The following is a 24,980-nucleotide window of genomic DNA, read 5'->3' on the forward strand; positions in this document are numbered from 1 at the left end:
GTCATGACCCAGCCGCCGCCCCCGCCGCCCCCGAACCAGCCCCCGAACCAGCCTCCGAACCAGCCTCCGAACCAGCCCCCGCAGGGCGGCTTCGGCGCACCCCAGGACCCGCCCCCGGGCGGTTTCGGCGCACCCCAGAGCCCACCGCCGGGCGGCTTCGGCGCCCCGACACCCCCGCCGCCCGCGCAGGGCCCCGGCTACGGCTATCCGCAGGCGGCCCCGCCCACTCCGCCGCAGCAGCCGTACGGCTACCCGCAGACCCCGCCCCCGGCAGGCGGCCAGCCGGGCTACGGCTACCCGGGCCCGCAGCAGCCCCCGTACGGCTACCCGCAGCAGTCGCCCTACCCGACGGTGCCCCAAGGCGCCGGCGGTGGGCGGAAGTTCAACAGCTCGGTCGTCATCATCGTGGCGGCCGTGGTGGCCGTCGCACTGATCGTGGGCGGCGGTGTCCTGTACGCGAACTCCTCCTCCGGCGACGACAGCAAGAACAACTCCTCGGACACGACGGGCGGCACCGGGGGCAAGGACGACAAGGACGACAAGGGCGCGGACACCCCGGGCGGCGGCGGAGGCAAGGAGAAGGTGCCGTCCGACACCAGCTCCAAGGTCCTCTTCCAGGTCCCCGCGCCGTCTGTGAAGGACGACTCCAGCGTGGCCACGGTCGGCTCCTGGCTCACCGACAAGGTGTATGCCAAGAGCGGCAATGCCGAGATCGTGGGCTACGACCCCGCCTCGGGCGCCAAACTCTGGACCATCCCGCTCCCCGGCCCGGTGTGCCAGGCCAGTCGTCACACCAACGACGCCGACCGGACAGCGATCATCTACGAGCCGGCCATGCCGACCAAGGACGCCCCCTCGCACGGCTGCAGCGAGGTCGCGGCCCTCGACCTCGGCACGGGCAAGAAGCTGTGGACCAAGACCGTCAAGTCCGGTGACCAGAAGATCAGCCTCGGCAACGTCACCGTGAGCGGGAACACGGTCGCCGTCGGCAGCACCAGCGGCGGCGCCGGCCTCGACATCTCCACCGGCAAGACCCTGTGGGCCCCGAAGCCGGCCGACACCTGCTACGACTCCGGGTACGGCGGCGGCGACGCCCTCGTCGCGGTCCGCAAGTGCGGTGAGTACGGCAGCAACCGGCAGCTCCACATCCAGACCATCGACCCGAAGTCGGGGAAGGTGATCTCCGAGTACGAGATCTCCAGCGGTATCGAGTACGCGAGTGTCGTCTCGACCAATCCGCTCGTGGTGGCCGCCGACGTCGGCGACTCCGCCGGTGACGGCAGCGGCATCTCGGACTTCTTCTCCATCGACAACAAGACCGGCAAGCTGCGCGCCAAGATCTCGGCGCCGGGCAAGAAGTACGCCGCCAAGTGCGACGGCATCACCAAGATCGAGGCCTGCTCGCTGCTGGCGGTCGGCGACGACAAGCTCTACATCCCGACGGAGGAGCACGACGGCAGCGCCGAATACAGCCGGACCAACGAGATCGTCGCCTTCGACCTGGCGACCGGAAAGCAGACCGGTCAGCGCGCGGACGCGGGTGACGGCTACACCATCACCCCGCTGCGCATGGACGGCGCCAACGTCCTCGCGTACAAGCGCCCTCCGTACGACAAGGGTGGCCAGGTCGTGAGCATCGACGGCAGCTCGTTCAAGGAGACCAAGCTCCTGGAGAACCCGGCGACCGAGGCGGTCCGCGAGGCGGAGACCAGCATGCTTCCGGACTACGCCGAGATCATGTACAGCGGCGGCCGTCTCTACATGTCCCAGGTCTACGCCCGCAAGCCGTCCGGCGCGGACGACAAGGAGTACCTGGCGATCGTGTTCGGCACGAGCTGAACACCTTCATGGAAAGCCCTGGCTGACAAAGGCCGGCAATGGGACGATCACAGTCGATCCCCGCTGACCGAACCCGCGGACACGGTCCCGTCCCTGCTCAGGGGCGGGACCGTTCACGTACCCCTCATCACTCCCGAATGCGAGGAATTTCGGTAATCCGGGGCACTTCTCACCAGTAGGGGAAGCGCAACGTCGAACAAGCGTGTAGCTTCCGGTGGATGGAGAGCCGGGGGGCTCCTAATCCACGGGGAACCAGTGGGGATGCTTGGGGGAACTGGGGGGTTGCTCGATGGGAGTGCGGCTCATGGTGGTCGACGACCACCGGCTGCTCGCGGAGGCGCTGGCCTCGGCCTTGAAGCTGCGCGGGCACCGGGTGCTCGCCGCCGCGGCGCCTGCCGCGGGGGCGGCGGAGCTGGTGATCACAAGGGCACCCGAGGTGTGCCTGATCGGTACGGCGACACCAGCCGAGCCGGGGATATTCGACCCGGTGGTGAAGATCAAGAGGGAGCGCCCGCAGGTGGCGGTCCTGGTCCTCGGCCCGGTTCCGAACCCGCGCGGCATCGCCGCCGCGTTCGCGGCCGGCGCCTCCGGATACGTCCGCCACGACGAGCGCATAGAGGGCGTCGAGCGCGCGATCATGAAGGCGAGAGCGGGGGAGGCGGCCGTGGCGCCGCAGTTGCTCCAGGGCGCCTTCAGCGAACTGCTCAACCCGGCGGCGCAGCCCGACGACGAGGGCCAGCGGCTGCTCCAGATGCTGACGCCCCGGGAGGTGGAGGTCCTGGTGCGGGTCGCCGACGGTGAGGACACCCGGCTCATCGCGGCCGGGATGGGCATCGCGCCGTCCACCGCGCGGACCCATGTCCAGCGGGTGCTGATGAAGCTGGGGGTGGGGTCGCGGCTCGAGGCGGCGGCGCTGGCGGCCCGTACGGGGCTGCTGGACCGGGCGGGACCGGTGGCGCCGTCGTTCGCCGACGTCCCGCAGGATCCGCGGTAGACGCGCCGTCCGCGGGCACTGTCGCCGAGGTCCGGCGGGGCCTTGCCGGGGTGGCGCGTTCCGCGCTCCCCGGCTGTCCCCGTACGGCGGGCGGCAGGGCGTTCGCCTGGAGAGGCACTACGGCGGGGCGTTCGCCTCCAGCCCCGCCGTCCGCCGCCCCGCTCGTCCTGTCGGCCGTCCCCGGTTCTCTAGTCGCGGGGCGCGAACAGCAGGTTCCGGGTGCCCTTCGGCCGGCCGGCGGTCGAGGGGACGAGTGACCCGTCGGCCTCGGCGATCCAGTGGCAGTCGTAGCCGAGCGGGCCGAACTCGTCGAGGAGCGGGTCGAGGGGTGCGTTGACCAGGGCCTCGAGGATGACGTGCGGCCGGTCGCGCTTGAGCACCTGCCGGGCGCCCTTGAGGACCGACATCTCGTGGCCCTCGACGTCGATCTTCATGAGGTCCAGCTTCTTGTCGGCGAACACCTCGTCGAGCTTCAGCAGCTGGATGCGCTTGAGTTCGGCGCCGTCGGGGACCATCTCCAGGGACGAGCCGGTGGAGAGGAGGTTCGCGGAGAAGCGGACGCTGATGTCGGCCCAGCCCGCCTCGCTGGAGACACCCGCCTGGTAGCGCTTCACGTTCGAGGCGCCGTTGCTCCGTACGTTCACCGCGAGGCGGGCGTGGATCATGTCGACGGGCTCGAACGAGTGCACCTTCGCGGCCGGGTTGGCGAGCGCGGCGATCATCGAGAAGTACCCGACGTGTGCGCCGACGTCGGCGATCGTCTCGCTCTTCGCGGCCAGCCGTGCCCAGGTGGCGAGGCTGCCGGGCTCGTACCCGAAATGGCCGTTCCACAGGGTCTCCAGGGCCACCGCGTCGTCGTTCACACAGAACATGACGAAGGGCGGACAGTACGGAGATTCGATCTCGACGTAACCCCGGAACGGATGCTTCTTGCGGTGGTCACGGATGATCTCACCCGCCGCGACCGGCCGGACGTTGATGGAGTGGGCCAGCGTACGAGCATTGGCTTCTTCGAGCTCGGAGAGGCGCATTACGCGATCGTAGGGCCGTGGCCATGGCCTGTCGCCTGCTTCGGGGATCCCAGGAGATGAACGTAAACGGTCACCCTGGTGACCGGCTCACAAACGGTCCGTACGGGGCCGGAGCTCAACTCCGGCCCCGTACGAGGGGGTTACTTCGACGGCGACGGCGGCGGCAGCTGCTCGTCCCCGTCGACCACCGGCGGCACGGTTGGCCGCAGCTTCAGCCAGACCAGGAAGAACAGCCCGAGGGCGAGCATCGCGAGCCCTGTCCACAGGTTGATGTTGACGCCCTCGGCCTTCTTCAGGTCGGCGTCGGACGGCGAGATGCCGGCGATCGTGACGATGACGCCGTAGACGACGAACAGGCCGCCGATGATGCGCCGGATGTCGAAGAGACTGGCGGCGGTCGCCGACCTGCTTTCCAGATCGGTGACTTCGCGCTGGAGATCAGACATGGGGGTTCGGCCTCCGATCGGTCAGAAGGAGAAGGAGAAGGGGATGTAGCAGAGGGCGGCGAGGACTATCGCGCCCCAGCCGAGCAGCGCCGGCTTGCGGTACCAGGCGTCGTCGCCCGTGGCGGGCGCCTCCTCCATGCCCGGGGAGCGGGTGCCGTAGACCAGCCCGGCGAGTTCCGCCTCCGGCTTCGGGGCCGTGAAGAGGGTGACGGCCACCATGACCACCGCGCCCGCCACGAAGCCCACGATCGCCGAGACGAAGTTCGCGCCCTGGTCGCTGGGGATGCTGATGACGCCCTGCTTGTAGATCCAGAAGTAGTTGACCATCGCGGCCGTGGTGCCCGCGAGCAGGCCCCAGACGCCGGACTTCATGGACGCCCGCTTCCAGAACATGCCGATGATGAAGACCACGAACATCGGCACGTTGAAGAAGGAGAAGAGCGTCTGGAGGTAGCTCATGATGTTGGAGAAGGACGAGGCGATGAACGCCGTGCCGATCGACGCCAGCACGCCGACCGCCGTGATCAGGCGGCCGAACCGCACGTAGTAGCCGTCCTCGCGGTCCGTCACCACGTACCGCTGCCAGATGTCCGTGGTGAACACCGTGTTGAAGGACGAGACGTTCGCCGCCATGCCCGCCATGAAGGCGGCGAGCAGGCCCGTCACCGCGATGCCGAGCACGCCGTTCGGGAGCAGTTCCTGCATCAGGTACGGGATGGCGTCGTTGTACTGGAGGTCCGAGCTCGCCGTGCCGATGTTCGGGACCAGGACGGCGGCGACCAGACCGGGGATCATCACCAGGAAGACGATGAAGATCTTCGGGAACGCGGCGATGAGCGGGGTGCGCTGGGCCGCCGAGAGGTTCTTGGCCGACAGGGCGCGCTGGACCTCGGCGAAGTTCGTCGTCCAGTAGCCGAAGGACAGCACGAAGCCGAGACCGAGGACGATCGTCAGCCAGTTCGCGCCGAGCGGGTTGGCGTCGCCGATGCCCGTACCTCCCCAGGCGGAGAGGAAGTTGTCGCCGTGGGACTTGGTCAGGGAGTCCGACAGGCCGTCCCAGCCGCCGACCTTCTTCAGGCCGAGGATCGTGATCGGGATGAGCGCGGCGAGGATCACGAAGAACTGGAGCACTTCGTTGTAGATCGCCGAGGAGAGGCCGCCGACCGTGATGTACGCCAGCACGAAGAAGCCGGCGACCACGATGGCCACCCACTGCGGCCAGCCGAGCAGCGCCTCGACCACGATGGCCATCGCGTACAGGTTGACGCCCGCGATCAGCACCGCCGCGAAGGCGAACAGGACCGAGCTCAGCAGATGTGCGGACTTGTCGAAGCGCTGGAGCAGGAACTCGGGCACCGAACGGACCTTGGAGCCGTAGTAGAACGGCATCATCACCAGGCCGAGGAAGACCATCGCCGGGATGGCGCCGATCCAGTACCAGTGGACGACCGCGACACCGTACTGCGCGCCGGTCGCCGCCATGCCCAGGATCTCGGTCGCGCCCAGGTTGGCCGCGACGAACGCGAGGCCGGTGACCCAGGCGGGCAGTGAACGCCCGGACAGGAAGAAGTCCAGGCTGGTCTTCACCGAGCGGCGGGCGGCGAGGCCGATGCCGAGGACGACGACGAAGTAGATCGCCAGAATCGTGTAGTCGAGCGCGTTTGTGGGGAGACGGAGCCCTTCGGCGAGGTAGCTGTGGTTGAAGGCACCGGTCGATCCGGCTGCCTGATATGTGGGGGACTGCATGGGAACTCGCTTCGTCGCGTGAACGTATCCGAGCGGAACCTACGCCTCCATCTTCAGAAAATGAACAGAAGGGGTGATGTTCTTTGTTTGATTGTGATGTTGACGCCGATGGTGCATTGTGGTTTGTTGTGTTCGGTTCTGTTTGAAGGTTTGATGGGCGCGGATGGAGAGTTCCGACTGTGAAGAAGACCTCGACCCGGCTGGCCGACGGTCGTGAGCTCATCTACTACGACTCACGCGACGACACGGTGCGCGACGCGGTCGACCGCCGCCCGCTCGACCCGACCGTCACCACCTCCGAGGTGCGCCGCGACCCGTTGCTCGGCGACTCGGTCGCGATCGCCTCGCACCGCCAGGGACGCATCTACCACCCCCCGGCGAACGAATGCCCGCTGTGCCCCTCCCAGGGCGAGCGGCTGAGCGAGATCCCGGACTCCTCGTACGACGTCGCCGTCTTCGAGAACCGTTTCCCCTCGCTGGCCGGCGACTCCGGCCGCTGCGAGGTCGTCTGCTTCACCTCCGACCACGACTCGTCCTTCGCCGACCTGACGGTGGAGCAGGCGGGCCTGGTCCTGGAGGCGTGGACGGACAGGACGGCCGAGCTCTCCCACCTCCCCTCCGTCGAGCAGGTCTTCTGCTTCGAGAACCGCGGTGCCGAGATCGGCGTCACGCTCGGGCATCCGCACGGGCAGATCTACGCCTACCCCTTCACCACCCCGCGTACGACGCTGATGCTGCGCTCCCTCGCGGCGCACAAGGAGGCGGCCGGCGGGGCGAACCTGTTCGACGAGGTCGTCGCCCGGGAACTGGCGGACGGTTCGCGGGTCGTCCTCACGAGTGACCACTGGGTCGCCTTCGTGCCGTACGCCGCGCACTGGCCCTACGAGGTCCACCTCTACCCGCGCCGTCGCGTGCCCGACCTGCTCGGTCTCGACGAGGCCGCTCGCACAGAGTTCCCCCAGGTCTATCTGGAACTCTTGAGGCGCTTCGACCGGATCTTCGGCGAGGGTGAGCCGGCGACGCCGTACATCGCCGCCTGGCACCAGGCGCCCTTCGGCGCGCTGGAGGAGTTCGAGGGCGTCAACCGCGACGACTTCGCGCTGCATCTGGAGCTTTTCACCATTCGCCGCACTTCCGGCAAGCTGAAGTTCCTCGCGGGCTCCGAGTCGGGGATGAGCGTGTTCATCAACGACATCCAGCCGGAGTCCGCGGCTCAGCGACTGCGAGAGGTAGCGAGTTCATGAGTGGGAAGTACCTGGTCACGGGTGGCGCGGGCTATGTCGGCAGTGTCGTCACGCAGCACCTGATCGAGGCCGGCCACGAGGTGACGGTCCTCGACAACCTCTCCACCGGCTTCCGCGAGGGCGTCCCCGCCGGAGCGGCCTTCGTCGAGGGCGACATCCGCGACGCCGCCAAGTGGCTGGACTCCTCCTACGACGGCGTCCTGCACTTCGCCGCCTTCTCGCAGGTCGGCGAGTCCGTCGTGAAGCCCGAGAAGTACTGGGACAACAACGTCGGCGGCACGATGGCGCTGCTCGGCGCCATGCGCGACGCGGGCGTCCGCAAGCTCGTCTTCTCCTCCACCGCCGCGACCTACGGCGAGCCGGAGGAGGTGCCGATCGTCGAGTCCGCGCCGACCAGGCCCACCAACCCGTACGGCGCCTCCAAGCTCGCCGTCGACCACATGATCACCGGCGAGGCGGCGGCGCACGGACTGGCCGCGGTGTCCCTGCGGTACTTCAACGTGGCGGGTGCGTACGGCAGTTGCGGCGAGCGGCACGACCCCGAGTCGCACCTCATCCCGCTGGTGCTCCAGGTCGCGCAGGGCCGCCGCGAGGCGATCTCCGTCTTCGGCGACGACTACCCGACGCCGGACGGCACCTGCGTCCGCGACTACATCCACGTCGCGGACCTCGCCGAGGCGCACCTGCTGGCCGTCGCGGCGGCCACGCCGGGCGAGCACCTGATCTGCAACCTCGGCAACGGAGAGGGCTTCTCCGTCCGCCAGGTCATCGAGACCGTCCGCCAGGTCACCGGGCACCCGGTCCCCGAGGTCCTGGCCCCGCGCCGCGGCGGCGACCCGGCGGCGCTGGTCGCCTCGGCCGCCACCGCCCGCGAACGGCTCGGCTGGAACCCGACCCGCGCGGATCTCGCGGGGATCGTCGCGGACGCGTGGGCGTTCGCGCGGCACATCGAAGACAGTGCAAGGGAGCAGTAGGTGGGGGTTCGCGAGGGTTTCGAGGAACTGTACGGAGCTGCCCCGCAGGGTGTCTGGGCGGCTCCTGGCCGGGTCAACCTGATCGGCGAGTACACGGACTTCAACGAGGGGTTCGTGATGCCCCTCGCGCTGCCGCACACGGCGGTGGCGGCGGTGTCACGCCGCGACGACGGTGTGCTCCGGCTCCACTCGGCGGACATCGAGGGGCCGGTCGTCGAGCTGCACCTGGACTCCCTGGTGCCGCTGGCGAACACGAGCTGGGCCGCGTACCCGGCGGGCGTCGTGTGGGCGCTGCGCGAGGCGGGCCACACCTCGGTCACCGGCGCGGACGTGCACCTCGCCTCCACCGTGCCGACCGGCGCCGGCCTCTCCTCCTCGGCCGCGCTCGAGGTCGTGACGGCGCTCGCCCTCAACGACCTCTACGAACTCGGCCTCTCCCGGCCCGAGTTGGCCAGGCTCGCGCAGCGCGCCGAGAACGACTTCGTCGGCGTGCCCTGCGGAATCATGGACCAGACCGCCTCCGCGTGCTGCACCGACGGGCACGCGCTGCACCTCGACTGCCGCGACCTGTCCATCCGCCAGGTCCCCTTCGACCTGGCCTCCCACGGGCTCTCGCTGCTGGTCGTCGACTCACGCGTCAAGCACGCGCTCGGCGACGGGGAGTACGCCGAGCGGCGCCAAGGGTGCGAGGAGGGCGCGCGGGTGCTCGGGGTCTCGCATCTGCGGGATGTGGCGTACGAGGGGCTCGACGCCGCCCTCGCGCGCCTGTCCGACGAGCGCGTACGCCGGTACGTACGCCATGTCGTGTCGGACGACCACCGGGTGGAGCGGGTCATCGGCCTGCTGGACGCGGGTGACGTCCGGGGGATCGGGCCCGTCCTCACCGAGGGGCACGCTTCCCTGCGGGACGATCTGCGGATCTCCTGCGACGAGTTGGACCTCGTGGTCTCCGCGGCCAATGCCGCGGGTGCGCTCGGGGCGCGGATGACCGGCGGTGGGTTCGGCGGTTCGGCGGTCGTCCTCGTGGAGGTCGCCGACGTGGACACCGTCACCAAGGCGGTCGAGGAGGCCTTCGCCGCCGCGGGTTACACCGCGCCGCGGGTGTTCCCGGCGGTGCCGTCGGCGGGCGCCCGGCGGGTGAGCTGAACACCAGCTTCTTTCGCCCCCTCCGCCCCTTCCCGTCCCGTCACTCGGGGGCTCCGCCCCCGAACCCCCGCTCCTCAAACGCCGGAGGGCTGAAGATTCTCAGCCCGTCCGGCGTTTGAGGACGAGCGCGTCAGCGCGAAGCGGGGGTCTGGGGGCGGCAGCCCTCAGGAACGGGACGGGAAGGGGCGGAGGGGGTGAGAACCGCTTCGCTCAGCCCAGGCGCTTCGTCAATGTGTACTCCGTGACCCCCGGCGGATAGTCGGGGATGACGGCCACCACCTCGTAGCCCTGCTTGCGGTAGAAACCGGGGGCCTGGAAGTCCCAGGTCTCCAGACGCGCACTTCCGCAGCCGCGTTCTTCCCGGGCGATACGCTCGGTTTCGGACAACAGCCGCGAGCCGAGCCCCGCGCCACGGTGCCGGCCGTCCACCCAGAGGTACGTCACGTGCAGCCACGCCGCCCAGCTGTGCCCGACCAGGCCGCCCGCCAGGGCCCCGGTACCGTCCAATGCCCAGACATGCAGCGGAACTTCGCGTTCCGCCGGGGTACCGCGCAGCGCGCGCAGGACGGGAGACGCCGCCGTGTTGGTGTCCAACAGCCGCCTGCGGAGCAGATCGCGACGTTCTTTGTCGTCTCCTGTCTCAATACGAAACATAAGGCTCACCATAAACGGGTCGGCCAATCAGTTCTGTGAATTGCCTTCCCCTCCCTGCCCCCGGCCTTACTCTGTGAACAGCACCGGTGGGGGCCGGTGCTGTTCAGGGGGCGAGACAGTCGGGTACGACGCCCGAAGTGGGGGTAGCAGTTACGCACGGCGGCGGCCGTGCGGCTGCGGCACCCCGCCTCCCGAGTCGCAGACGCGGTCTCGGGAGTACTTCGGGCGCCGTACCCGCACCGGTCGTCCCCCGACAGTGGGGGTTTCAGTGGTTCGCATCCGAGTACTGGTCGTCGACGACCACCGCATCTTCGCCGAGTCGCTCGCTGCCGCCCTCGCGGCCGAGCCCGACGTCGACGTGTCCGCGGCGGGCAGTGGTCCCGCCGCGCTGCGCTGCCTCGAGCGGGCGGCGGCGGAAGGCCGCAGATTCGACGTACTGCTCGTCGACGCGGACCTGGGCGGCAATCTGCCCGGTATGCGTCCGGCCGTGCCCGTCCAGGAGAGCAACGAGGACGGGCTGGTGGACGGGATCTCGCTCGTCGCGGGTGTCCGGTCCGGCCAGCCGAGCGTGCGGACCGTCGTGCTCGCCGAGAAGGACGATCCGCGCCGGGCCGCGCTCGCGCTCCAGGCCGGCGCCTCGGGGTGGGTCGCCAAGGACTGTTCGCTGTCGCGGCTGCTCACCGTCATACGGGGTGTGCTGCGCGACGAGACCCATCTGCCGCCCGCCCTGCTCACCGGGGTGCTGCGGGAACTCACCGCGGCCCGCAAGCACCGCACCGAGAGCGAACGGCTGGTGGAGTCCCTCACGCCGAGGGAGCGGGAAGTGCTGCGGTGCATGGTCGCCGGGCTCGGGCGGAAGGCCGTGGCCGAGCGGCTCTTCCTCTCGCCGCACACCGTCCGCACCCATATGCAGAACGTGCTGGGGAAGCTGGGCGTGCACTCCACCCTCGCCGCCGTCGCGCTCGCCCGCCGTGCCGGGGTCGGGCCCGTCGACCTAACCAGGGATGTTGTCGAACGGGGCGGTCAACTGGCGTAGCAGGCCCGCCAGTTCTCCACGTTGCGCCCTGCTCAGTTCCGCCAGGATCGCCCGCTCCTGCTCCAGCAGGCCCGCCAGTGCCTGGTCGGCACGGTCGCGGCCCTCGTCCGTCAGGCGCACCAGCACGCCCCGGCGGTCGGTCGGATCCGGGAGCCGCTCCACCAGGCCCTTCTTCGTCAGCCGGTCGATGCGGTTCGTCATCGTGCCGGAGGTGACGAGGGTTTGCGTGAGCAGTTGGCCGGGGGAGAGCTGATACGGGTTCCCCGCTCGCCTGAGCGCGGTCAGGACGTCGAACTCCCAGGGCTCCAGGCTGTGCTCGGAGAACGCCAGCCTGCGGGCGCGGTCCAGGTGCCGGGCCAGTCTGCTGACCCGGCTGAGCACTTCGAGCGGTTCCACGTCGAGGTCAGGGCGCTCCCGGCGCCATGCTGCGACCAGCCGATCGACCTCGTCCTCCATGACGATCAGTGTAGTGGTTGTGTCGACGTGAAGTCTCTTGACGTCAAGATACCCGGGGTGTGAGGCTGGAGTCCTGCCCGAAGTGCCCCTCGTCGGGGACTTCGTCCGTGAGGTTTTGGTCTTTTCCGTCAGGCTTCGTCCGAGTTCCGTCCGACTTTGTCCGTGCTTCGAGGAGGCGCCCCACCATGCCCGCCGCGACCGCCCCCGTCTGGGACCCGAGCCAGTACCTCCGCCATGCCGACCACCGCGCCCGCCCGTTCGCGGACCTCCTCGCCCGCGTCCCCGACCTGCCCGGCACTCCCGCCCGTATCGTCGACCTCGGCTGCGGTCCCGGCAACGTCACGACCCTGCTCGCCGAGCGCTGGCCGGCCGCGCACATCACCGGCTACGACAACTCCCCGGAGATGCTGGCCAAGGCGCGGGCGCTCGCCGGCCCCACCTCCGGCGGCGGCCGCCTCGACTTCGCCTCCGCCGACGCCCGGACCTGGACGCCCGCGACGCCGTACGACCTGATCATCAGCAACGCGACTCTCCAGTGGGTCCCCGGGCACACCGACTCCTTCCCCGCCTGGGTGGCGGGCCTGGCCCCCGGCGGCACCTTCGCCTTCCAGGTGCCCGGCAACTTCGACGCCCCCAGCCACCGGCTGATGCGCGAACTCGCCCACTCCGCCCGCTGGAAGAACCGCCTGGCCGACGCCCTGCGCCACGACGACGCCGTGCACACCCCGGCCGCCTACCTCGAACACCTCACCGCCCTCGGCTGTGCGGCCGACGTCTGGGAGACGACGTACCTGCATCTGCTGGAGGGCGAGGACCCGATCCTGGACTGGGTGCAGGGCACGGGTCTGCGGCCGGTCCTGACCGAGCTGGGGGAGGCCGACGCGGAGTCCTTCGTCGCCGAGTACCGGACCGCTCTGCGCGAGGCCTACCCGGCCACGGAACACGGCACGGTGTTCCCCTTCCGCCGCGTCTTCGCCGTGGCGAGCCGGGCGGCCTGACCCTCACAGCTTCCTGGGGGCGTCCAGGGTGATGTCGAGTCCGCCCTGCGCACCCACCGTGGCGGCGGGAACCGGCAACCGGCGTCGCAAAGGGTGTCGAGGCCCGCCGCGGAGCCTCAGCTCTTGCGGTGTCCTATCAGGCGGGGCTTCGCCTCCAGGCCGTCCAGGCCGTGCCAGGCGAGGTTCACCAGGTGGGCCGCGACCTCCGCCTTCTTGGGGCGGCGGACGTCCAGCCACCACTGGCCGGTGAGCGCGACCATGCCGACCAGGGCCTGGGCGTACAGCGGCGCGAGCTTGGAGTCGAAGCCGCGGCTCTTGAACTCGCGGCCCAGGATGTCCTCGACCTGGGTCGCGATGTCCGAGATCAGGGACGCGAAGGAACCCGTGGACTGGGGGATCGGGGAATCGCGGACGAGGATCCGGAAACCGTCCGTGTACTCCTCGATGTAGTCGAGGAGTGCGAAGGCCGCCTGCTCGCACAGCTCACGGGGGTGACCCGCCGTGAGCGAGCTGGTCACCATGTCCAGCAGGCGGCGCATCTCGCGGTCGACCACCACCGCGTACAGCCCCTCCTTGCCGCCGAAGTGCTCGTAGACCACCGGTTTGGAGACCCCGGCCTTCGCCGCGATCTCCTCCACCGACGTGCCCTCGAAACCCTTGGCCGCGAAGAGGGTGCGGCCGATCTCCAGCAGCTGCTGACGGCGCTCTGCGCCTGTCATGCGGGTACGGCGTGGGCGCCGCGGTTTCTCATTGCTGCTCGGGGTGCTGCTGGAGTCGGTCGCCACGCCGTCAATCATGCCGGGTCGGCGGCTTCCGTCTGGCGGCGGGAGTCGGACCCGTCCGTATTCCGGCGGGAATCGATACGCGAGCGTGACGGCCAGCGCACGTCGTACGCCCAGCCGAGCTGCTCGCACCAGCGGATGATCCGGGCCGAGGAGTCGAGCTGGCCGCGCTCCACACCGTGCCGCGCCGAGGTCGGGTCGGCGTGGTGCAGGTTGTGCCAGGACTCGCCGCAGGAGAGCACGGCCAGCCACCACACGTTGCCCGAACGGTCACGCGACTTGAAGGGACGCTTGCCCACCGCGTGGCAGATCGAGTTGATCGACCAGGTCACGTGATGCAGCAGCGCCACTCGAACGAGTGAGCCCCAGAAGAAAGCCGTGAACGCGCCCCACCAGGACATCGTCACCAGACCACCGACCAGCGGCGGAAGGGCCAGCGAAAGGATCGTGTAGTACAGGAAATGGCGCGAAATCGCACGGATCGCCGGGTCCTTGATGAGATCCGGCGCGTACTTGTCCTGCGGAGTCCGCTCCTCGTCGAACATCCAGCCGATGTGCGCCCACCACAGGCCCTTCATCAGAGCCGGAAGCGTCTCCCCGAAGCGCCACGGCGAGTGCGGGTCACCCTCGGCGTCGGAGAACTTGTGGTGCTTGCGGTGGTCGGCGACCCACCGGACCACCGGCCCTTCGACCGCCATCGAGCCGGCGACCGCCAGCGCGATCCGCAGCGGGCGCTTCGCCTTGAAGGCACCGTGGGTGAAGTAGCGGTGGTAGCCGATCGTGACGCCGTGGCAACCCAGGTAGTAGAAGAAGACCAGCAGGCCGAGGTCGAGCCAGCTCACTCCGCCCCAGTTCCAGGCCAGGGGCACCGCGGCCACCAGTGCGAGGAACGGGACGACGATGAAGAGGAGGAGCGCGAACTGCTCGAGCGACCCCTTCTTCTCACCGCCCAGGGTGGCGGAGGGGAGCGGGGTGTCGTTGTTCGCCTGCGGGGCGTCGTCGATCACATCGGAGCTCGTGGTCATGGGCGTCCCCTGTGGGGTTCGAGGGTGAGGACAGAAGTCCGGGGAGAGAGGAGAGAACCAGATACCGGAATGAGCGGTGAACCGAGTGCCCGGGAACACGTCCCTGAAGCCTCCGGCCCTCCCGGTACCGCGATACGGAGCTCAGGGTCCTCCCTCTTTCTGACGGGATTACCTACGCTTCCGTAACCTACGGCGTCGTAAGTATGGCAGCGCGAAGGCCGGCGGCCAGAGCCCGAGAGCCTGCGCGTCCGCGTGGACAACTATCCTGGGAGTCGGTCGGACAGCGCGGTCCGTTCTGATTGATTCCCGGATGCCACCCTCCTAAGCGGCACCCGCCGCGCGGTCGCCACCCGGGTTCCCTCCCAGCCGAGCTTCAGACGAGCTTTCACTCTTCGGACGAGCTTCAACACTGCAAGGAGCCGCACCTGTGAGCAGTGCCGACGACCAGACCACGACGACCAGCAGCGAGCTGCGCGCCGATATCCGCCGGTTGGGTGACCTGCTGGGCGAGACCCTGGTCCGCCAGGAGGGTCCCGAACTCCTCGAACTGGTCGAGAAGGTCCGCCGACTGACCCGCGAGGACGGCGAGGCCGCCGCCGAGCTGCTGCGCGGAACCGAACTGGAGACCGCCGCCAAGCTGGTCCGCGCCTTCTCCACCTACTTCCACCTCGCCAACGTCACCGAGCAGGTGCACCGCGGCCGCGAACTGCGGGCCAAGCGCGCCGCCGAGGGCAGCCTCCTCGCCCGTACGGCCGACCGCCTCAAGGACGCCGACCCCGACCACCTGCGCGAGACGGTCAAGAACCTGAACGTCCGCCCGGTGTTCACGGCGCACCCCACCGAGGCCGCGCGCCGCTCCGTCCTCAACAAGCTGCGCCGCATCGCCGCGCTCCTGGAGACCCCGGTCATCGAGGCCGACCGACGCCGCTACGACACCCGTCTGGCCGAGAACATCGACCTGGTGTGGCAGACGGACGAGCTGCGCGTCGTACGCCCCGAGCCCGCCGACGAGGCCCGCAACGCCATCTACTACCTGGACGAGCTGCACGCCGGCGCCGTGGGCGACGTACTCGAGGACCTCACCGCCGAGCTGGAGCGCGTCGGGGTGACCCTCCCCGACGACACCCGGCCGCTCACCTTCGGCACCTGGATCGGCGGCGACCGCGACGGCAACCCGAACGTCACCCCCGACGTCACCTGGGACGTCCTGATCCTCCAGCACGAGCACGGGATCAACGACGCCCTGGAGCTGATCGACGAACTCCGCGGCTTCCTCTCCAACTCCATCCGCTACACGGGCGCCACCGAAGAGCTGCTCACCTCCCTCCAGACCGACCTGGAGCGCCTCCCGGAGATCAGCCCCCGCTACAAGCGGCTGAACGCCGAGGAGCCCTACCGGCTCAAGGCCACCTGCATCCGCCAGAAGCTGGAGAACACCAAGAAGCGGCTGGCCACGGGCACCCCGCACGAGGCCGGACGCGACTACCTCGGCACCGCCGAGCTCCTCCACGACCTGACGCAGATCCAGTCCTCGCTGCGCGAGCACCGCGGCGCGCTGTTCGCCGACGGCCGGATGAACCGCACCATCCGCACCCTCGCCGCCTTCGGCCTCCAGCTCGCCACCATGGACGTACGCGAGCACGCGGACGCCCACCACCACGCGCTCGGCCAGCTCTTCGACCGCCTCGGCGAGGAGTCCTGGCGTTACGCGGACATGCCCCGCGACTACCGCACCAAGCTGCTCGCCAAGGAGCTCAGGTCCCGGCGCCCGCTGGCCCCCACCCCGGCTCCGCTGGACGCCGCCGGACACAAGACCCTGGGCGTCTTCGAGACGGTCAAGCGGGCCCTGAAGATCTTCGGGCCCGAGGTCATCGAGTCGTACATCATCTCGATGTGCCAGGGCGCGGACGACGTCTTCGCCGCCGCCGTCCTGGCCCGCGAGGCCGGACTGCTCGACCTGCACGGCGGCTGGGCGAAGATCGGCATCGTGCCGCTCCTGGAGACCACGGACGAGCTCAAGGCCGCCGACACCATCCTCGAGGACATGCTGTCCGACCCCTCCTACCGGCGCCTCGTCGCCCTGCGCGGAGACGTCCAGGAGGTCATGCTCGGCTACTCCGACTCCTCCAAGTTCGGCGGCATCACCACCTCGCAGTGGGAGATCCACCGCGCACAGCGGCGGCTGCGCGACGTCGCCCACCGCTACGGCGTACGCCTGCGGCTCTTCCACGGCCGCGGCGGCACCGTCGGCCGCGGCGGCGGCCCCTCGCACGACGCGATCCTCGCGCAGCCCTGGGGCACGCTCGAGGGCGAGATCAAGGTGACCGAGCAGGGCGAGGTCATCTCCGACAAGTACCTGGTGCCGTCGCTGGCCAGGGAGAACCTGGAGCTGACCGTCGCGGCCACCCTCCAGGCGTCCGCGCTGCACACCGCCCCGCGCCAGTCCGACGAGGCGCTCGCCCGCTGGGACGCCGCGATGGACGTCGTCTCCGACGCGGCGCACACCGCGTACCGAGGCCTCGTCGAGGACCCCGACCTGCCGACCTACTTCCTCGCCTCCACGCCGGTCGACCAGCTCGCCGACCTGCACCTGGGCTCACGGCCCTCCCGCCGCCCCGGCTCGGGCGTCTCGCTCGACGGACTGCGCGCCATCCCGTGGGTGTTCGGCTGGACCCAGTCCCGGCAGATCGTCCCCGGCTGGTACGGCGTCGGCTCCGGCCTCAAGGCCCTGCGCGAGGTCGGCCTCGACACCGTGCTCGACGAGATGCACGAGCAGTGGCACTTCTTCCGCAACTTCCTCTCCAACGTCGAGATGACGCTGGCCAAGACCGACCTGCGGATCGCCGGCCACTACGTCGACACCCTCGTACCGGACGAGCTCAAGCACGTCTTCGATGCCATCCGCGCCGAGCACGAGCTCACCGTCCGCGAGGTGCTGCGCATCACCGGCGGAGAGAAGCTGCTCGACACCCACCCCGTCCTCCAGCAGACCTTCTCCATCCGCGACGCCTACCTGGACCCGATCTCCTACCTCCAGGTCGCCCTCCTCAAGCGCCAGCGCGACGAGGCGGCGGCCGGCTCCGCACCCGATCCGCTGCTGTCCCGGGCACTGCTCCTGACGGTCAACGGCGTGGCGGCCGGCCTGCGCAACACCGGCTGAGACCGCGTACGACCGTGCCCCCCATGCCGACACGGCACGGGGGGCACGGTCGTACGTACCCACAGCTCACAGGGTCAGGAACGTCACCGTCAGCTGCACGAACCCCGCCCCCGCGAGCACCCACGCCGACCGCGTCAGCCGCAGACCGCCCGCGACCACCACCGAGGCGAGCAGCAGGGCGCCGCCGAAGGGAACCCAGGAGTAGAGGAGCCCGGCGGGACCCGAGCGGACGACCTCACCGCTGCCGGGCTTCACGGTCACCGAGTAGACCCGGCCCTTCTTCACCGCGACCGACTCCTCGATCGTGACGCGGGCCCGCGCGGTCGATCCCGCCGACCTGGGCGTGTACGGACCCGTGCAGGTGTCCGCCCCGCACGCCGTGACCGTCATCGTGCCGTGCTCCCGGCCCCTGCCCAGCATCACGTGCTGGGCCGAACCCCAGGAACCCCACACACCCGCGACCAGGATCAGCACCGCGACCGTGCCCATCGTCGCGAGCCGCCCGAACCGCAGCGCCGCGTACGCGCTCCGGCGGGAACTCTGATCCGAGGTGACGGCGGGCATGGCGGGGATCATTGGCCATGACCCTGCGCTTGGTCAACTCGGCTGGGGGACAAGTCCCGAGTTGTACGAACCTTTCGACACCGGCGAGGGCCGACGGTCAGGAGTTGTACGAACTCTGCGCCCGCTCAAGACCCTCGATGACCAGACACTCCACGGCGTCCGCCGCGCGGTCCACGAGGTAGTCGAGCTCCTTGCGCTCCACCGACGAGAAGTCCTTCAGCACGAAATCGGCCACCTGCATACGCCCAGGAGGACGCCCGATACCGAACCGCACCCGGTGGTAGTCCGCGCCCATCGCCTTCGTCATCGACTTCAGCCCGTTGTGGCCGTTGTCCCCGCCACCGAGCTTCAGCCGCAGCACCCCGTGGTCGATGTCCAGCTCGTCGTGGATCGCGACCACATGCGCGAGCGGCACCTTGTAGAAGTCGCGCAGCGCGTTCACCGGACCGCCCGACAGGTTCATGTACGACATCGGCTTGGCCAGCACCACCCGGCGGTTCGCCGGTCCCGGCGGGCCGATCCGCCCCTCGATCACCTGGGCCTGCGCCCTGCCCGCCCGCTTGAACTTCCCGCCGATCCGCCCCGCCAGCACATCGGCCACCATGAAGCCCACGTTGTGCCGGTTCATGGCGTACTCGGGCCCGGGATTGCCGAGCCCCACGACCAGCCAGGGGGCGGCTGCGTCGGTCGTCGTCGTCACGTCCGTGTCTCCCATCCGTCCTTGATACGCGTCAGCCGCCGCTCCCGGGGGAGCGGCGGCCGGCAGACGATGACTCGGTGAGGATCAGGCCTCGGTGGTCTCGGCCTCTTCGGCGGAGGCCTCCTCCGCCTGGGCGGCCAGGACCTGGAGGACGACCGCGTCCTCGTCGATCACCAGCGTGGTGCCCTCGGGAAGCGGGATGTCCTTGGCGAGGATGGCGGCGCCGGCCTCGAGGCCCGCGATGGAGACGGTGACCGACTCGGGGATGTGGGTGGCCTCGGCCTCGACCGTCAGCGTGCTCAGCACGTGCTCGAGCAGGTAGGCGCCGGGGGCCAGCTCGCCCTCGGTGTGGACGTAGACCTCGACGGTGACCTTCTCGCCGCTCTGCACGGTGAGCAGGTCGACGTGCACGAGGGAGCCCTTGATCGCGTCGCGCTGGACGGCCTTCGGGATCGCAAGCTCGGTCTTGCCGTCGATGTCCAGGGTGAGCAGGACGTTCGCGGTACGCAGGGCGAGCTGAAGCTCGTGGCCCGGAAGCGTGACGTGGACGGGTTCGGCACCGTGACCGTAGACAACGGCCGGAACCTTGTTGTCGCGACGGATACGGCGTGCGGCGCCCTTGCCGAACTCGGTACGGGTCTCGGCGGCGAGCTTGACGTCAGCCATGTTCACTCCTCGTAGATCAAATGGGGAAGGGGGTCACCCGGCCGAACATCGGCCTGCTACGAAGAGCGCGTCGATAACGGACCGCCGTACCCGCGTTCACAGCGGTACGGCCTCCCTCGCCGAGCAACTGTGACAGCTTACGGGGCGGGAAGGCCGTACCAGAAATCGATCTACGAGCAGGGCTCAGTGCTCCTCGAAGAGGCTCGTCACCGAACCGTCCTCGAAGACCTCGCGGACCGCGTTCGCGATCGTCGGCGCGATCGACAGCACCGTGATCTTGTCGAGCTCCAGTTCACCCGGGGTCGGCAGGGTGTCCGTGAAGATGAACTCGCTGACCTTGGAGTTCTTCAGACGGTCGGCGGCCGGGCCGGAGAGCACACCGTGCGTCGCCGTGACGATGACGTCCTCGGCGCCGTGCGCGAACAGGGCGTCCGCCGCGGCGCAGATCGTGCCACCGGTGTCGATCATGTCGTCGACCAGGACACAGACGCGGCCCTTCACGTCACCGACGACCTCGTGGACGGTGACCTGGTTGGCGACGTCCTTGTCGCGGCGCTTGTGCACGATCGCCAGGGGGGCGTCGAGACGGTCGCACCAGCGGTCGGCGACGCGCACCCGGCCGGCGTCCGGCGAGACCACGGTCAGCTTGGAGCGGTCGACCTTCGCGCCCACGTAGTCCGCGAGGATCGGCAGCGCGAAGAGATGGTCGACCGGGCCGTCGAAGAAGCCCTGGATCTGGTCGGTGTGCAGGTCGACCGTGAGGATGCGGTGGGCACCGGCGGTCTTCATCAGGTCGGCGATCAGACGCGCCGAGATGGGCTCACGCCCGCGGTGCTTCTTGTCCTGCCGCGCGTAGCCGTAGAAGGGCACGATCACGGTGATGCTCCGCGCGGAGGCCCGCTTCAGAGCGTCGATCATGATCAACTGCTCCATGATCCACTTGTTGATCGGAGCCGTGTGGCTCTGCATCAGGAAGCAGTCGGCGCCGCGTGCGGACTCCTCGTAGCGGATGTAGATCTCGCCGTTGGCGAAGTCGAAGGCCTTCGTCGGGACTACCCCGACACCCAGCTTGTGGGCGACCTCCTCGGCAAGCTCGGGGTGGGCGCGGCCGGAGAAGAACATCATCTTCTTCTCGCCGGTCGTCTTGATCCCGGTCACAGCACTGTCTCCTCAGAGGTGTCTCAGCAGGGTGCGAGAGGGCCTCTCGGCCGCGGGCGGGCCAGAGGCCACGTGCGACTCACACGAGTCAGCGCGTGCGAGCCTGCCGCGAGGGGCACTACGAGAGGTCTTCCCAGCTGGGGGTGCGGGTGTGTATTTATCACGGTACGCCGTGTCGGACGTGGCGGTTTCCGGTCAGGCTTCGCCGTCCGGCTCCCGGGAGGCCGTCTCCGCGGCCTTCGCGGCGGCACTTCCCGGACGCTTGCGCGCCACCCAACCCTCGATATTCCGCTGCTGGCCCCGGGCCACGGCCAGCGAACCGGGCGGTACGTCCTTGGTGATCACCGAGCCCGCCGCGGTGTAGGCGCCGTCCCCGATAGTGACGGGAGCCACAAACATGTTGTCCGATCCCGTACGGCAGTGCGAGCCCACCGTGGTGTGGTGCTTGTCCTGCCCGTCGTAGTTCACGAACACGCTGGCGGCACCGATGTTCGAGTAGTCGCCGATTGTCGCGTCGCCCACGTACGACAGGTGCGGGACCTTCGTGCCCTCGCCGATCGTCGCGTTCTTCGTCTCGACGTACGTGCCGACCTTCGCCCTGAGACCGATACGGGTCCCGGGGCGGAGATACGCGAACGGGCCTACGTTCGCCTGCGGGCCGACCTCCGCGCCGTCGGCCACGGTGTTGTCGACACGGGCCCCCGCTCCCACCGTCGTGTCCTTCAGACGGGAGTTGGGGCCGACCTCGGCGCCCTCCGCGAGATGCGTGGCGCCCTGGAGCTGCGTACCCGGGTGCACGATCGCGTCCCGCTCGAAGGTGACGGTGGCGTCGACCCAGGTGGAGGCCGGGTCGACGATCGTGACCCCGGCGAGCATGGCCTCGGTCAGCAGCCGGTCGTTCAGGGTGCGGCGGGCCTCGGCGAGCTGCACGCGGTTGTTGATCCCGGCGATCTCGCGGTGGTCGCCCGCGACGGAGGCGCCGACGCGGTGGCCGGCCTCGCGCAGGATGCCGAGGACGTCCGTCAGGTACTCCTCGCCCTGGCTGTTGTCCGTACGCACCTTCCCGAGAGCGTCCGCCAGGAGCTGCCCGTCGAAGGCGAAGACACCCGAGTTGATCTCACGGATCGCGCGCTGGGACGCGTCGGCGTCCTTGTGCTCGACGATCGCGGTGACCGCGCCGCCGGCGTCTCGCACGATGCGGCCGTAGCCGGTCGCGTCCGGGACCTCGGCGGTCAGTACGGTGACCGCGTTGCCGTCCGTGGTGTGGGCCGCGGCGAGGTTCCGCAGCGTCTCGCCGGTGAGCAGCGGGGTGTCGCCGCACACGACGACGACCGTGCCGTCGACGACGCCGCCGAGCTCCTCCAGGCCCATGCGCACCGCGTGACCGGTGCCGTTCTGCTCCGCCTGGACCGCGGTGCGTACGCCGGGGTCGGTTCCGCCCAGGTGCGCGGTGACCTGCTCACGGGCGTGGCCCACCACGACGACCAGGTTCCGCGGGTCCAACTCGTGTGCGGCGGCGAGTACATGACCGACGAGGGAGCGGCCGCAGATGTCGTGCAGGACCTTGGGTGTGGCCGACTTCATACGGGTGCCCTCACCCGCTGCGAGGACGACGACGGCTGCCGGGCGGTTGGCGCTCACGGGTATGCCCTTCGGCTTCGGATGGCTGGGGTGTGGACATCCGCAGGATACCGGGGGGTTTCAGGGGGGACATGAGAGCGGGCCCTGACTTGGCTGTCAGGGCCCGAACCGGGTATGGCTCCCCCGCCAGGACTTGAACCCGGACAGATGGCACCAAAAGCCACAGTGCTGCCAATTACACCACGGGGGAATAACTCGGCTAAACCGGACACTGGGTCAGGTTGCCGAAGTGGCACCCAACACTATGCCGTACCAGGTGCCTTCGACGCGACGGTACAGATCGGCGCTCTGCCTGACGTAGATCACGAGGCAGCCTCTGTACGTGTCGCCTACGTTCTTGCGGACCGTCTTCGGGCTGTGCTTCTTCAGCGTGGTCTTGGTGAAAGCGCGGCTCTCGGCCCCGACGTGACTGGCCCAATAGCGCTCGGCGGCGGCCGCGTCGGCGGACTCGTGGATCATCACGCGGAAGCGCACGCGGTCCCGCTCGACTTGCAGGAGGTCGAGCCAGGCGAGGAACACGGAGATCATCCCAGGGTCGCTGTTGACGAAGAGGATGTGCTCCCGGCGGCTGTAGGGCTTGTCCTTGCCGCCCTCGGCCCAGTACAGGCCGGCGCCCACGAGGAACAGCTCGCGACCGGAGAGGTCCCCGACCGCTGCCGCCGCCGCCCGCTTGGTCTCCTCGCGCTCGCGGTCCTGGGAAGTGCGTAGCCTCGCCAGCCCCGCGTTCATCCGCGCTCGCTGTTCCTCCGGGGAGCAGCGGGGTTCGGGATGGGGCAGATCCCGTACCCAGAGTGATACCGAACTCTTCGCGCACTCCAGTTCTGCCTGGATCTCGTTGTACGTCCAGCCTTGGCGCCGCAGCTCGCGAGCCCTGTCCCTGAGGTCGTCCTTCGCGCGGGGGCGCTTCGTCCACTCCGGGGGTGGCTCGCCCTCGACGAGACGCTGAAGGACCTCCTTGCTGTGGACCTGGAGCTCGTCCCGGATCTGTCGCAGGCTCCGTCCCGCCCGCCGTAGAGCGACCGCCCGCTCCCGCAGCCCCTCGAAGTCCGCGTACTTGCCGCGTACGTGTGCGTTTGCCATAGGCATACCGTCCGGCGGAATGCGGGCTTCCGGTGTCGAACGGTGATCGATTCAGCAGTTCGAGGGATATCGGTAGGTTTCGCTTCTGTTTGATTAAGGGGTGTGGTGTAGGCCAGTAGCCGAAACTCACCGGAAAAGGGGCGGGGGGCGACCGTAGGCTGGAGGCATGACCACGACGGGGGAAGAACACACCGCGGCCGGGACCGGGCCGTGGTGGTGGGTCAGATGGCGCGGCGCGGTACTCGACGCGGGGCTCGCCGGGGCGTCCGCGGCCGAGTGCGGCATCGAGGGAATCCGGTTCGCGCACGACGCGGGGCTGCCGGTACCGGTCGGGGTGGGGTTCGGGCTGCTCGCCGGTCTGACGCTGTTGCTGCGGCGGAAGTGGCCCATCGCCGTCGTCCTGGTGTCGATCGCCATCACGCCCGCCCAGATGGGCTTCCTGATGGGGCTCGTCGGGCTCTACACGCTCGCCGCGTCCGAGCTGCCGCGGCGGATCATCGGGGCGCTGGCGGGGATGTCCTTCGCGGGCATGCTCATCGTGACGTTCGTGCGGGCGCATCAGGGGGTGGTGCGCGGGGATGTGGCGATGGGGGACTGGTTCGTTCCCTTCATCTCCCTGTCGACCGCCCTGGGGATGACCGCTCCGCCCGTACTGCTCGGGCTGTACGTCGGGGCGCGGCGGCGGCTGATGGAGAGCCTGCGGGAGCGGGCGGATTCGCTGGAGCGGGAGTTGCAGTTGCTCGCGGAGCGGGCGGAGGAGCGGGCGCAGTGGGCGCGTAATGAGGAGCGGACGCGGATCGCGCGCGAGATGCACGATGTGGTGGCTCACCGGGTGAGTCTGATGGTCGTGCACGCGGCGGCGCTTCAGGCGGTCGCGCGGAAGGATCCCGAGAAGGCGGTCAAGAACGCGGCGCTGGTGGGGGACATGGGGCGTCAGGCGCTGACCGAGTTGCGCGAGATGCTGGGTGTGTTGCGTACGGGGGGACTGGACGCGCGGGTTCAGCCGGTGCCGTTGGCCGCGGTGGCCGTCGCCGCCGCGGCCGCTGCCGCGGCGTCCCGGGTTGCCGGTGACTCCGTGGACGGGCCGTCGCTGTCCGAGCTCGATGAGCTGGTGGGGCAGTCCGCGGCGGCGGGGATGGTGGTGGATCTGTCGGTCGAGGGGGACTCGCCGGGGTATGCGGCGGAGGTCGAGCAGACGGCGTTCCGGGTGGTGCAGGAGGCGCTGACCAACGTGCACAAGCATGCGGCTGGGGCGAAGACGTATGTGCGGTTGGCGCATCGGGTGTCGGAGATCGCGATGCAGGTGGAGAACGAGTGTCCGCCGGAGGTGGGGGCGGCTTCGTCCGTGCGGCTGCCCAGTGGGGGGAACGGGTTGCTGGGGATGAAGGAGCGGGTCGGTGCGTTGGGGGGCGTTTTTGTGTCCGGGCCTACGGATGCCGGGGGGTTTCGGGTGTCTGCGGTGATTCCGGCCGGGGGTGGCTGACGGGTCCCTGGTCGGGTGGTGGCTGACGCCGGTGGGTGGGTCGGGGCCCGGGGGCCGGACAACCCCCCCCCCCCCCCCGCGCCCCCCCCCGGGGGGGGGGGGCGGGGGGGGGGGGCCGGGGGGGCCCCCCCGGGCCGGGGTGTTACCCGCCCCCCCC

The 24,980-nt window shown here is 69.6% G+C and carries 22 protein-coding genes and 1 tRNA gene; 9 read left to right on the forward strand and 14 right to left on the reverse strand.

Features of this window, described 5'->3' with window-relative positions; all coding sequences use genetic code 11:
* Positions 1 to 3: 3 nt before the first annotated feature.
* Both ACIBLC_RS30210 and ACIBLC_RS30215 read left to right on the forward strand, forming a co-directional pair.
* Positions 4 to 1,839, forward strand: coding sequence for a PQQ-binding-like beta-propeller repeat protein (locus tag ACIBLC_RS30210; protein WP_399214475.1), 1,836 nt, complete (start codon positions 4 to 6; stop codon positions 1,837 to 1,839).
* A gap of 289 nt (positions 1,840 to 2,128) precedes the next feature.
* A complete protein-coding gene (locus tag ACIBLC_RS30215) occupies positions 2,129 to 2,833 on the forward strand; it encodes a LuxR C-terminal-related transcriptional regulator (protein WP_399214476.1) in 705 nt (234 codons plus the stop codon).
* A 188-nt stretch (positions 2,834 to 3,021) separates the two neighbouring features.
* Here ACIBLC_RS30215 and ACIBLC_RS30220 read toward each other — a convergent pair whose 3' ends face one another.
* From ACIBLC_RS30220 to ACIBLC_RS30230, 3 genes are all read right to left on the reverse strand, one after another.
* Entirely contained in the window at positions 3,022 to 3,864 is an 843-nt protein-coding gene (locus ACIBLC_RS30220; RefSeq protein WP_399214477.1) for an FkbM family methyltransferase, read from the reverse strand.
* A 140-nt stretch (positions 3,865 to 4,004) separates the two neighbouring features.
* Positions 4,005 to 4,310 carry a hypothetical protein gene (locus ACIBLC_RS30225; RefSeq protein WP_399214478.1) on the reverse strand — a complete coding sequence of 102 codons (306 nt, stop codon included), beginning with the start codon at positions 4,308 to 4,310 and terminating at the stop codon, positions 4,005 to 4,007.
* Positions 4,311 to 4,331: 21 nt separating this feature from the next.
* On the reverse strand, positions 4,332 to 6,056 hold the full coding sequence (locus tag ACIBLC_RS30230) for a sodium:solute symporter family protein (protein WP_399214480.1): 1,725 nt from the start codon (positions 6,054 to 6,056) through the stop codon (positions 4,332 to 4,334).
* Positions 6,057 to 6,235: 179 nt separating this feature from the next.
* On the opposite strand from ACIBLC_RS30230, the gene galT reads away from it, so the two are divergent.
* The 3 genes from galT to galK are packed head-to-tail and all read left to right on the forward strand — an operon-like array spanning position 6,236 to position 9,420.
* Entirely contained in the window at positions 6,236 to 7,300 is a 1,065-nt protein-coding gene (gene galT / locus ACIBLC_RS30235; RefSeq protein ID WP_399214481.1) for a galactose-1-phosphate uridylyltransferase, read from the forward strand.
* On the forward strand, positions 7,297 to 8,274 hold the full coding sequence (galE, locus tag ACIBLC_RS30240) for a UDP-glucose 4-epimerase GalE (RefSeq protein ID WP_399214483.1): 978 nt from the start codon (positions 7,297 to 7,299) through the stop codon (positions 8,272 to 8,274). The genes galT and galE overlap by 4 nt, the downstream gene beginning before the upstream one ends.
* Entirely contained in the window at positions 8,275 to 9,420 is a 1,146-nt protein-coding gene (gene galK, locus ACIBLC_RS30245) for a galactokinase (protein WP_399214484.1), read from the forward strand. It begins immediately after the preceding gene.
* 210 nt (positions 9,421 to 9,630) lie between these two features.
* Here galK and ACIBLC_RS30250 read toward each other — a convergent pair whose 3' ends face one another.
* On the reverse strand, positions 9,631 to 10,086 hold the full coding sequence (locus ACIBLC_RS30250; RefSeq protein ID WP_399214504.1) for a GNAT family N-acetyltransferase: 456 nt from the start codon (positions 10,084 to 10,086) through the stop codon (positions 9,631 to 9,633).
* 256 nt (positions 10,087 to 10,342) lie between these two features.
* On the opposite strand from ACIBLC_RS30250, the gene ACIBLC_RS30255 reads away from it, so the two are divergent.
* A complete protein-coding gene (locus ACIBLC_RS30255) occupies positions 10,343 to 11,110 on the forward strand; it encodes a LuxR C-terminal-related transcriptional regulator (RefSeq protein ID WP_399214485.1) in 768 nt (255 codons plus the stop codon).
* On the opposite strand, the gene tamR is transcribed toward ACIBLC_RS30255, so the two are convergent.
* Positions 11,069 to 11,566 carry a MarR family transcriptional regulator TamR gene (gene tamR, locus ACIBLC_RS30260; protein WP_399214486.1) on the reverse strand — a complete coding sequence of 166 codons (498 nt, stop codon included), beginning with the start codon at positions 11,564 to 11,566 and terminating at the stop codon, positions 11,069 to 11,071. The genes ACIBLC_RS30255 and tamR overlap by 42 nt on opposite strands.
* A gap of 185 nt (positions 11,567 to 11,751) precedes the next feature.
* Here tamR and ACIBLC_RS30265 point away from each other — a divergent pair, with 185 nt between their 5' ends.
* A complete protein-coding gene (locus ACIBLC_RS30265) occupies positions 11,752 to 12,564 on the forward strand; it encodes a trans-aconitate 2-methyltransferase (protein WP_399214487.1) in 813 nt (270 codons plus the stop codon).
* Between the two features lie 116 nt (positions 12,565 to 12,680).
* On the opposite strand, the gene ACIBLC_RS30270 is transcribed toward ACIBLC_RS30265, so the two are convergent.
* Both ACIBLC_RS30270 and ACIBLC_RS30275 read right to left on the reverse strand, forming a co-directional pair.
* Positions 12,681 to 13,361: a TetR family transcriptional regulator gene (locus ACIBLC_RS30270; RefSeq protein ID WP_399214488.1), complete on the reverse strand. Its 681-nt coding sequence runs from the start codon at positions 13,359 to 13,361 to the stop codon at positions 12,681 to 12,683.
* On the reverse strand, positions 13,358 to 14,371 hold the full coding sequence (locus ACIBLC_RS30275; RefSeq protein WP_399214489.1) for an acyl-CoA desaturase: 1,014 nt from the start codon (positions 14,369 to 14,371) through the stop codon (positions 13,358 to 13,360). Before ACIBLC_RS30275 ends, ACIBLC_RS30270 begins: the two co-directional genes overlap by 4 nt.
* A gap of 427 nt (positions 14,372 to 14,798) precedes the next feature.
* On the opposite strand from ACIBLC_RS30275, the gene ppc reads away from it, so the two are divergent.
* Positions 14,799 to 17,531 carry a phosphoenolpyruvate carboxylase gene (gene ppc, locus ACIBLC_RS30280; RefSeq protein ID WP_399214490.1) on the forward strand — a complete coding sequence of 911 codons (2,733 nt, stop codon included), beginning with the start codon at positions 14,799 to 14,801 and terminating at the stop codon, positions 17,529 to 17,531.
* Between the two features lie 66 nt (positions 17,532 to 17,597).
* Here ppc and ACIBLC_RS30285 read toward each other — a convergent pair whose 3' ends face one another.
* From ACIBLC_RS30285 to ACIBLC_RS30315, 7 genes are all read right to left on the reverse strand, one after another.
* Positions 17,598 to 18,107, reverse strand: coding sequence for a hypothetical protein (locus ACIBLC_RS30285; RefSeq protein ID WP_399214491.1), 510 nt, complete (start codon positions 18,105 to 18,107; stop codon positions 17,598 to 17,600).
* A gap of 85 nt (positions 18,108 to 18,192) precedes the next feature.
* A complete protein-coding gene (gene pth, locus ACIBLC_RS30290) occupies positions 18,193 to 18,795 on the reverse strand; it encodes an aminoacyl-tRNA hydrolase (protein WP_399214505.1) in 603 nt (200 codons plus the stop codon).
* 84 nt (positions 18,796 to 18,879) lie between these two features.
* The gene (locus ACIBLC_RS30295) at positions 18,880 to 19,461 is read right to left on the reverse strand and encodes a 50S ribosomal protein L25/general stress protein Ctc (RefSeq protein WP_399214492.1); all 582 of its coding nucleotides are present in this window, start codon (positions 19,459 to 19,461) and stop codon (positions 18,880 to 18,882) included.
* 183 nt (positions 19,462 to 19,644) lie between these two features.
* Positions 19,645 to 20,619, reverse strand: coding sequence for a ribose-phosphate diphosphokinase (locus tag ACIBLC_RS30300; protein WP_399214493.1), 975 nt, complete (start codon positions 20,617 to 20,619; stop codon positions 19,645 to 19,647).
* A gap of 195 nt (positions 20,620 to 20,814) precedes the next feature.
* A complete protein-coding gene (glmU, locus tag ACIBLC_RS30305) occupies positions 20,815 to 22,260 on the reverse strand; it encodes a bifunctional UDP-N-acetylglucosamine diphosphorylase/glucosamine-1-phosphate N-acetyltransferase GlmU (protein WP_399214494.1) in 1,446 nt (481 codons plus the stop codon).
* 115 nt (positions 22,261 to 22,375) lie between these two features.
* Positions 22,376 to 22,450 (reverse strand) — tRNA-Gln (locus ACIBLC_RS30310).
* A gap of 26 nt (positions 22,451 to 22,476) precedes the next feature.
* Positions 22,477 to 23,346 (reverse strand): hypothetical protein, encoded by an 870-nt coding sequence (locus ACIBLC_RS30315; protein WP_399214495.1) that lies wholly within the window; start codon positions 23,344 to 23,346, stop codon positions 22,477 to 22,479.
* Between the two features lie 160 nt (positions 23,347 to 23,506).
* On the opposite strand from ACIBLC_RS30315, the gene ACIBLC_RS30320 reads away from it, so the two are divergent.
* Positions 23,507 to 24,823, forward strand: a complete 1,317-nt coding sequence (locus ACIBLC_RS30320; protein WP_399214496.1) for a sensor histidine kinase — start codon at positions 23,507 to 23,509, stop codon at positions 24,821 to 24,823.
* Positions 24,824 to 24,980 lie beyond the last annotated feature (157 nt).

Origin of the sequence: Streptomyces sp. NPDC050535, from assembly GCF_044457665.1 — a bacterium.
Classification (GTDB): domain Bacteria; phylum Actinomycetota; class Actinomycetes; order Streptomycetales; family Streptomycetaceae; genus Streptomyces.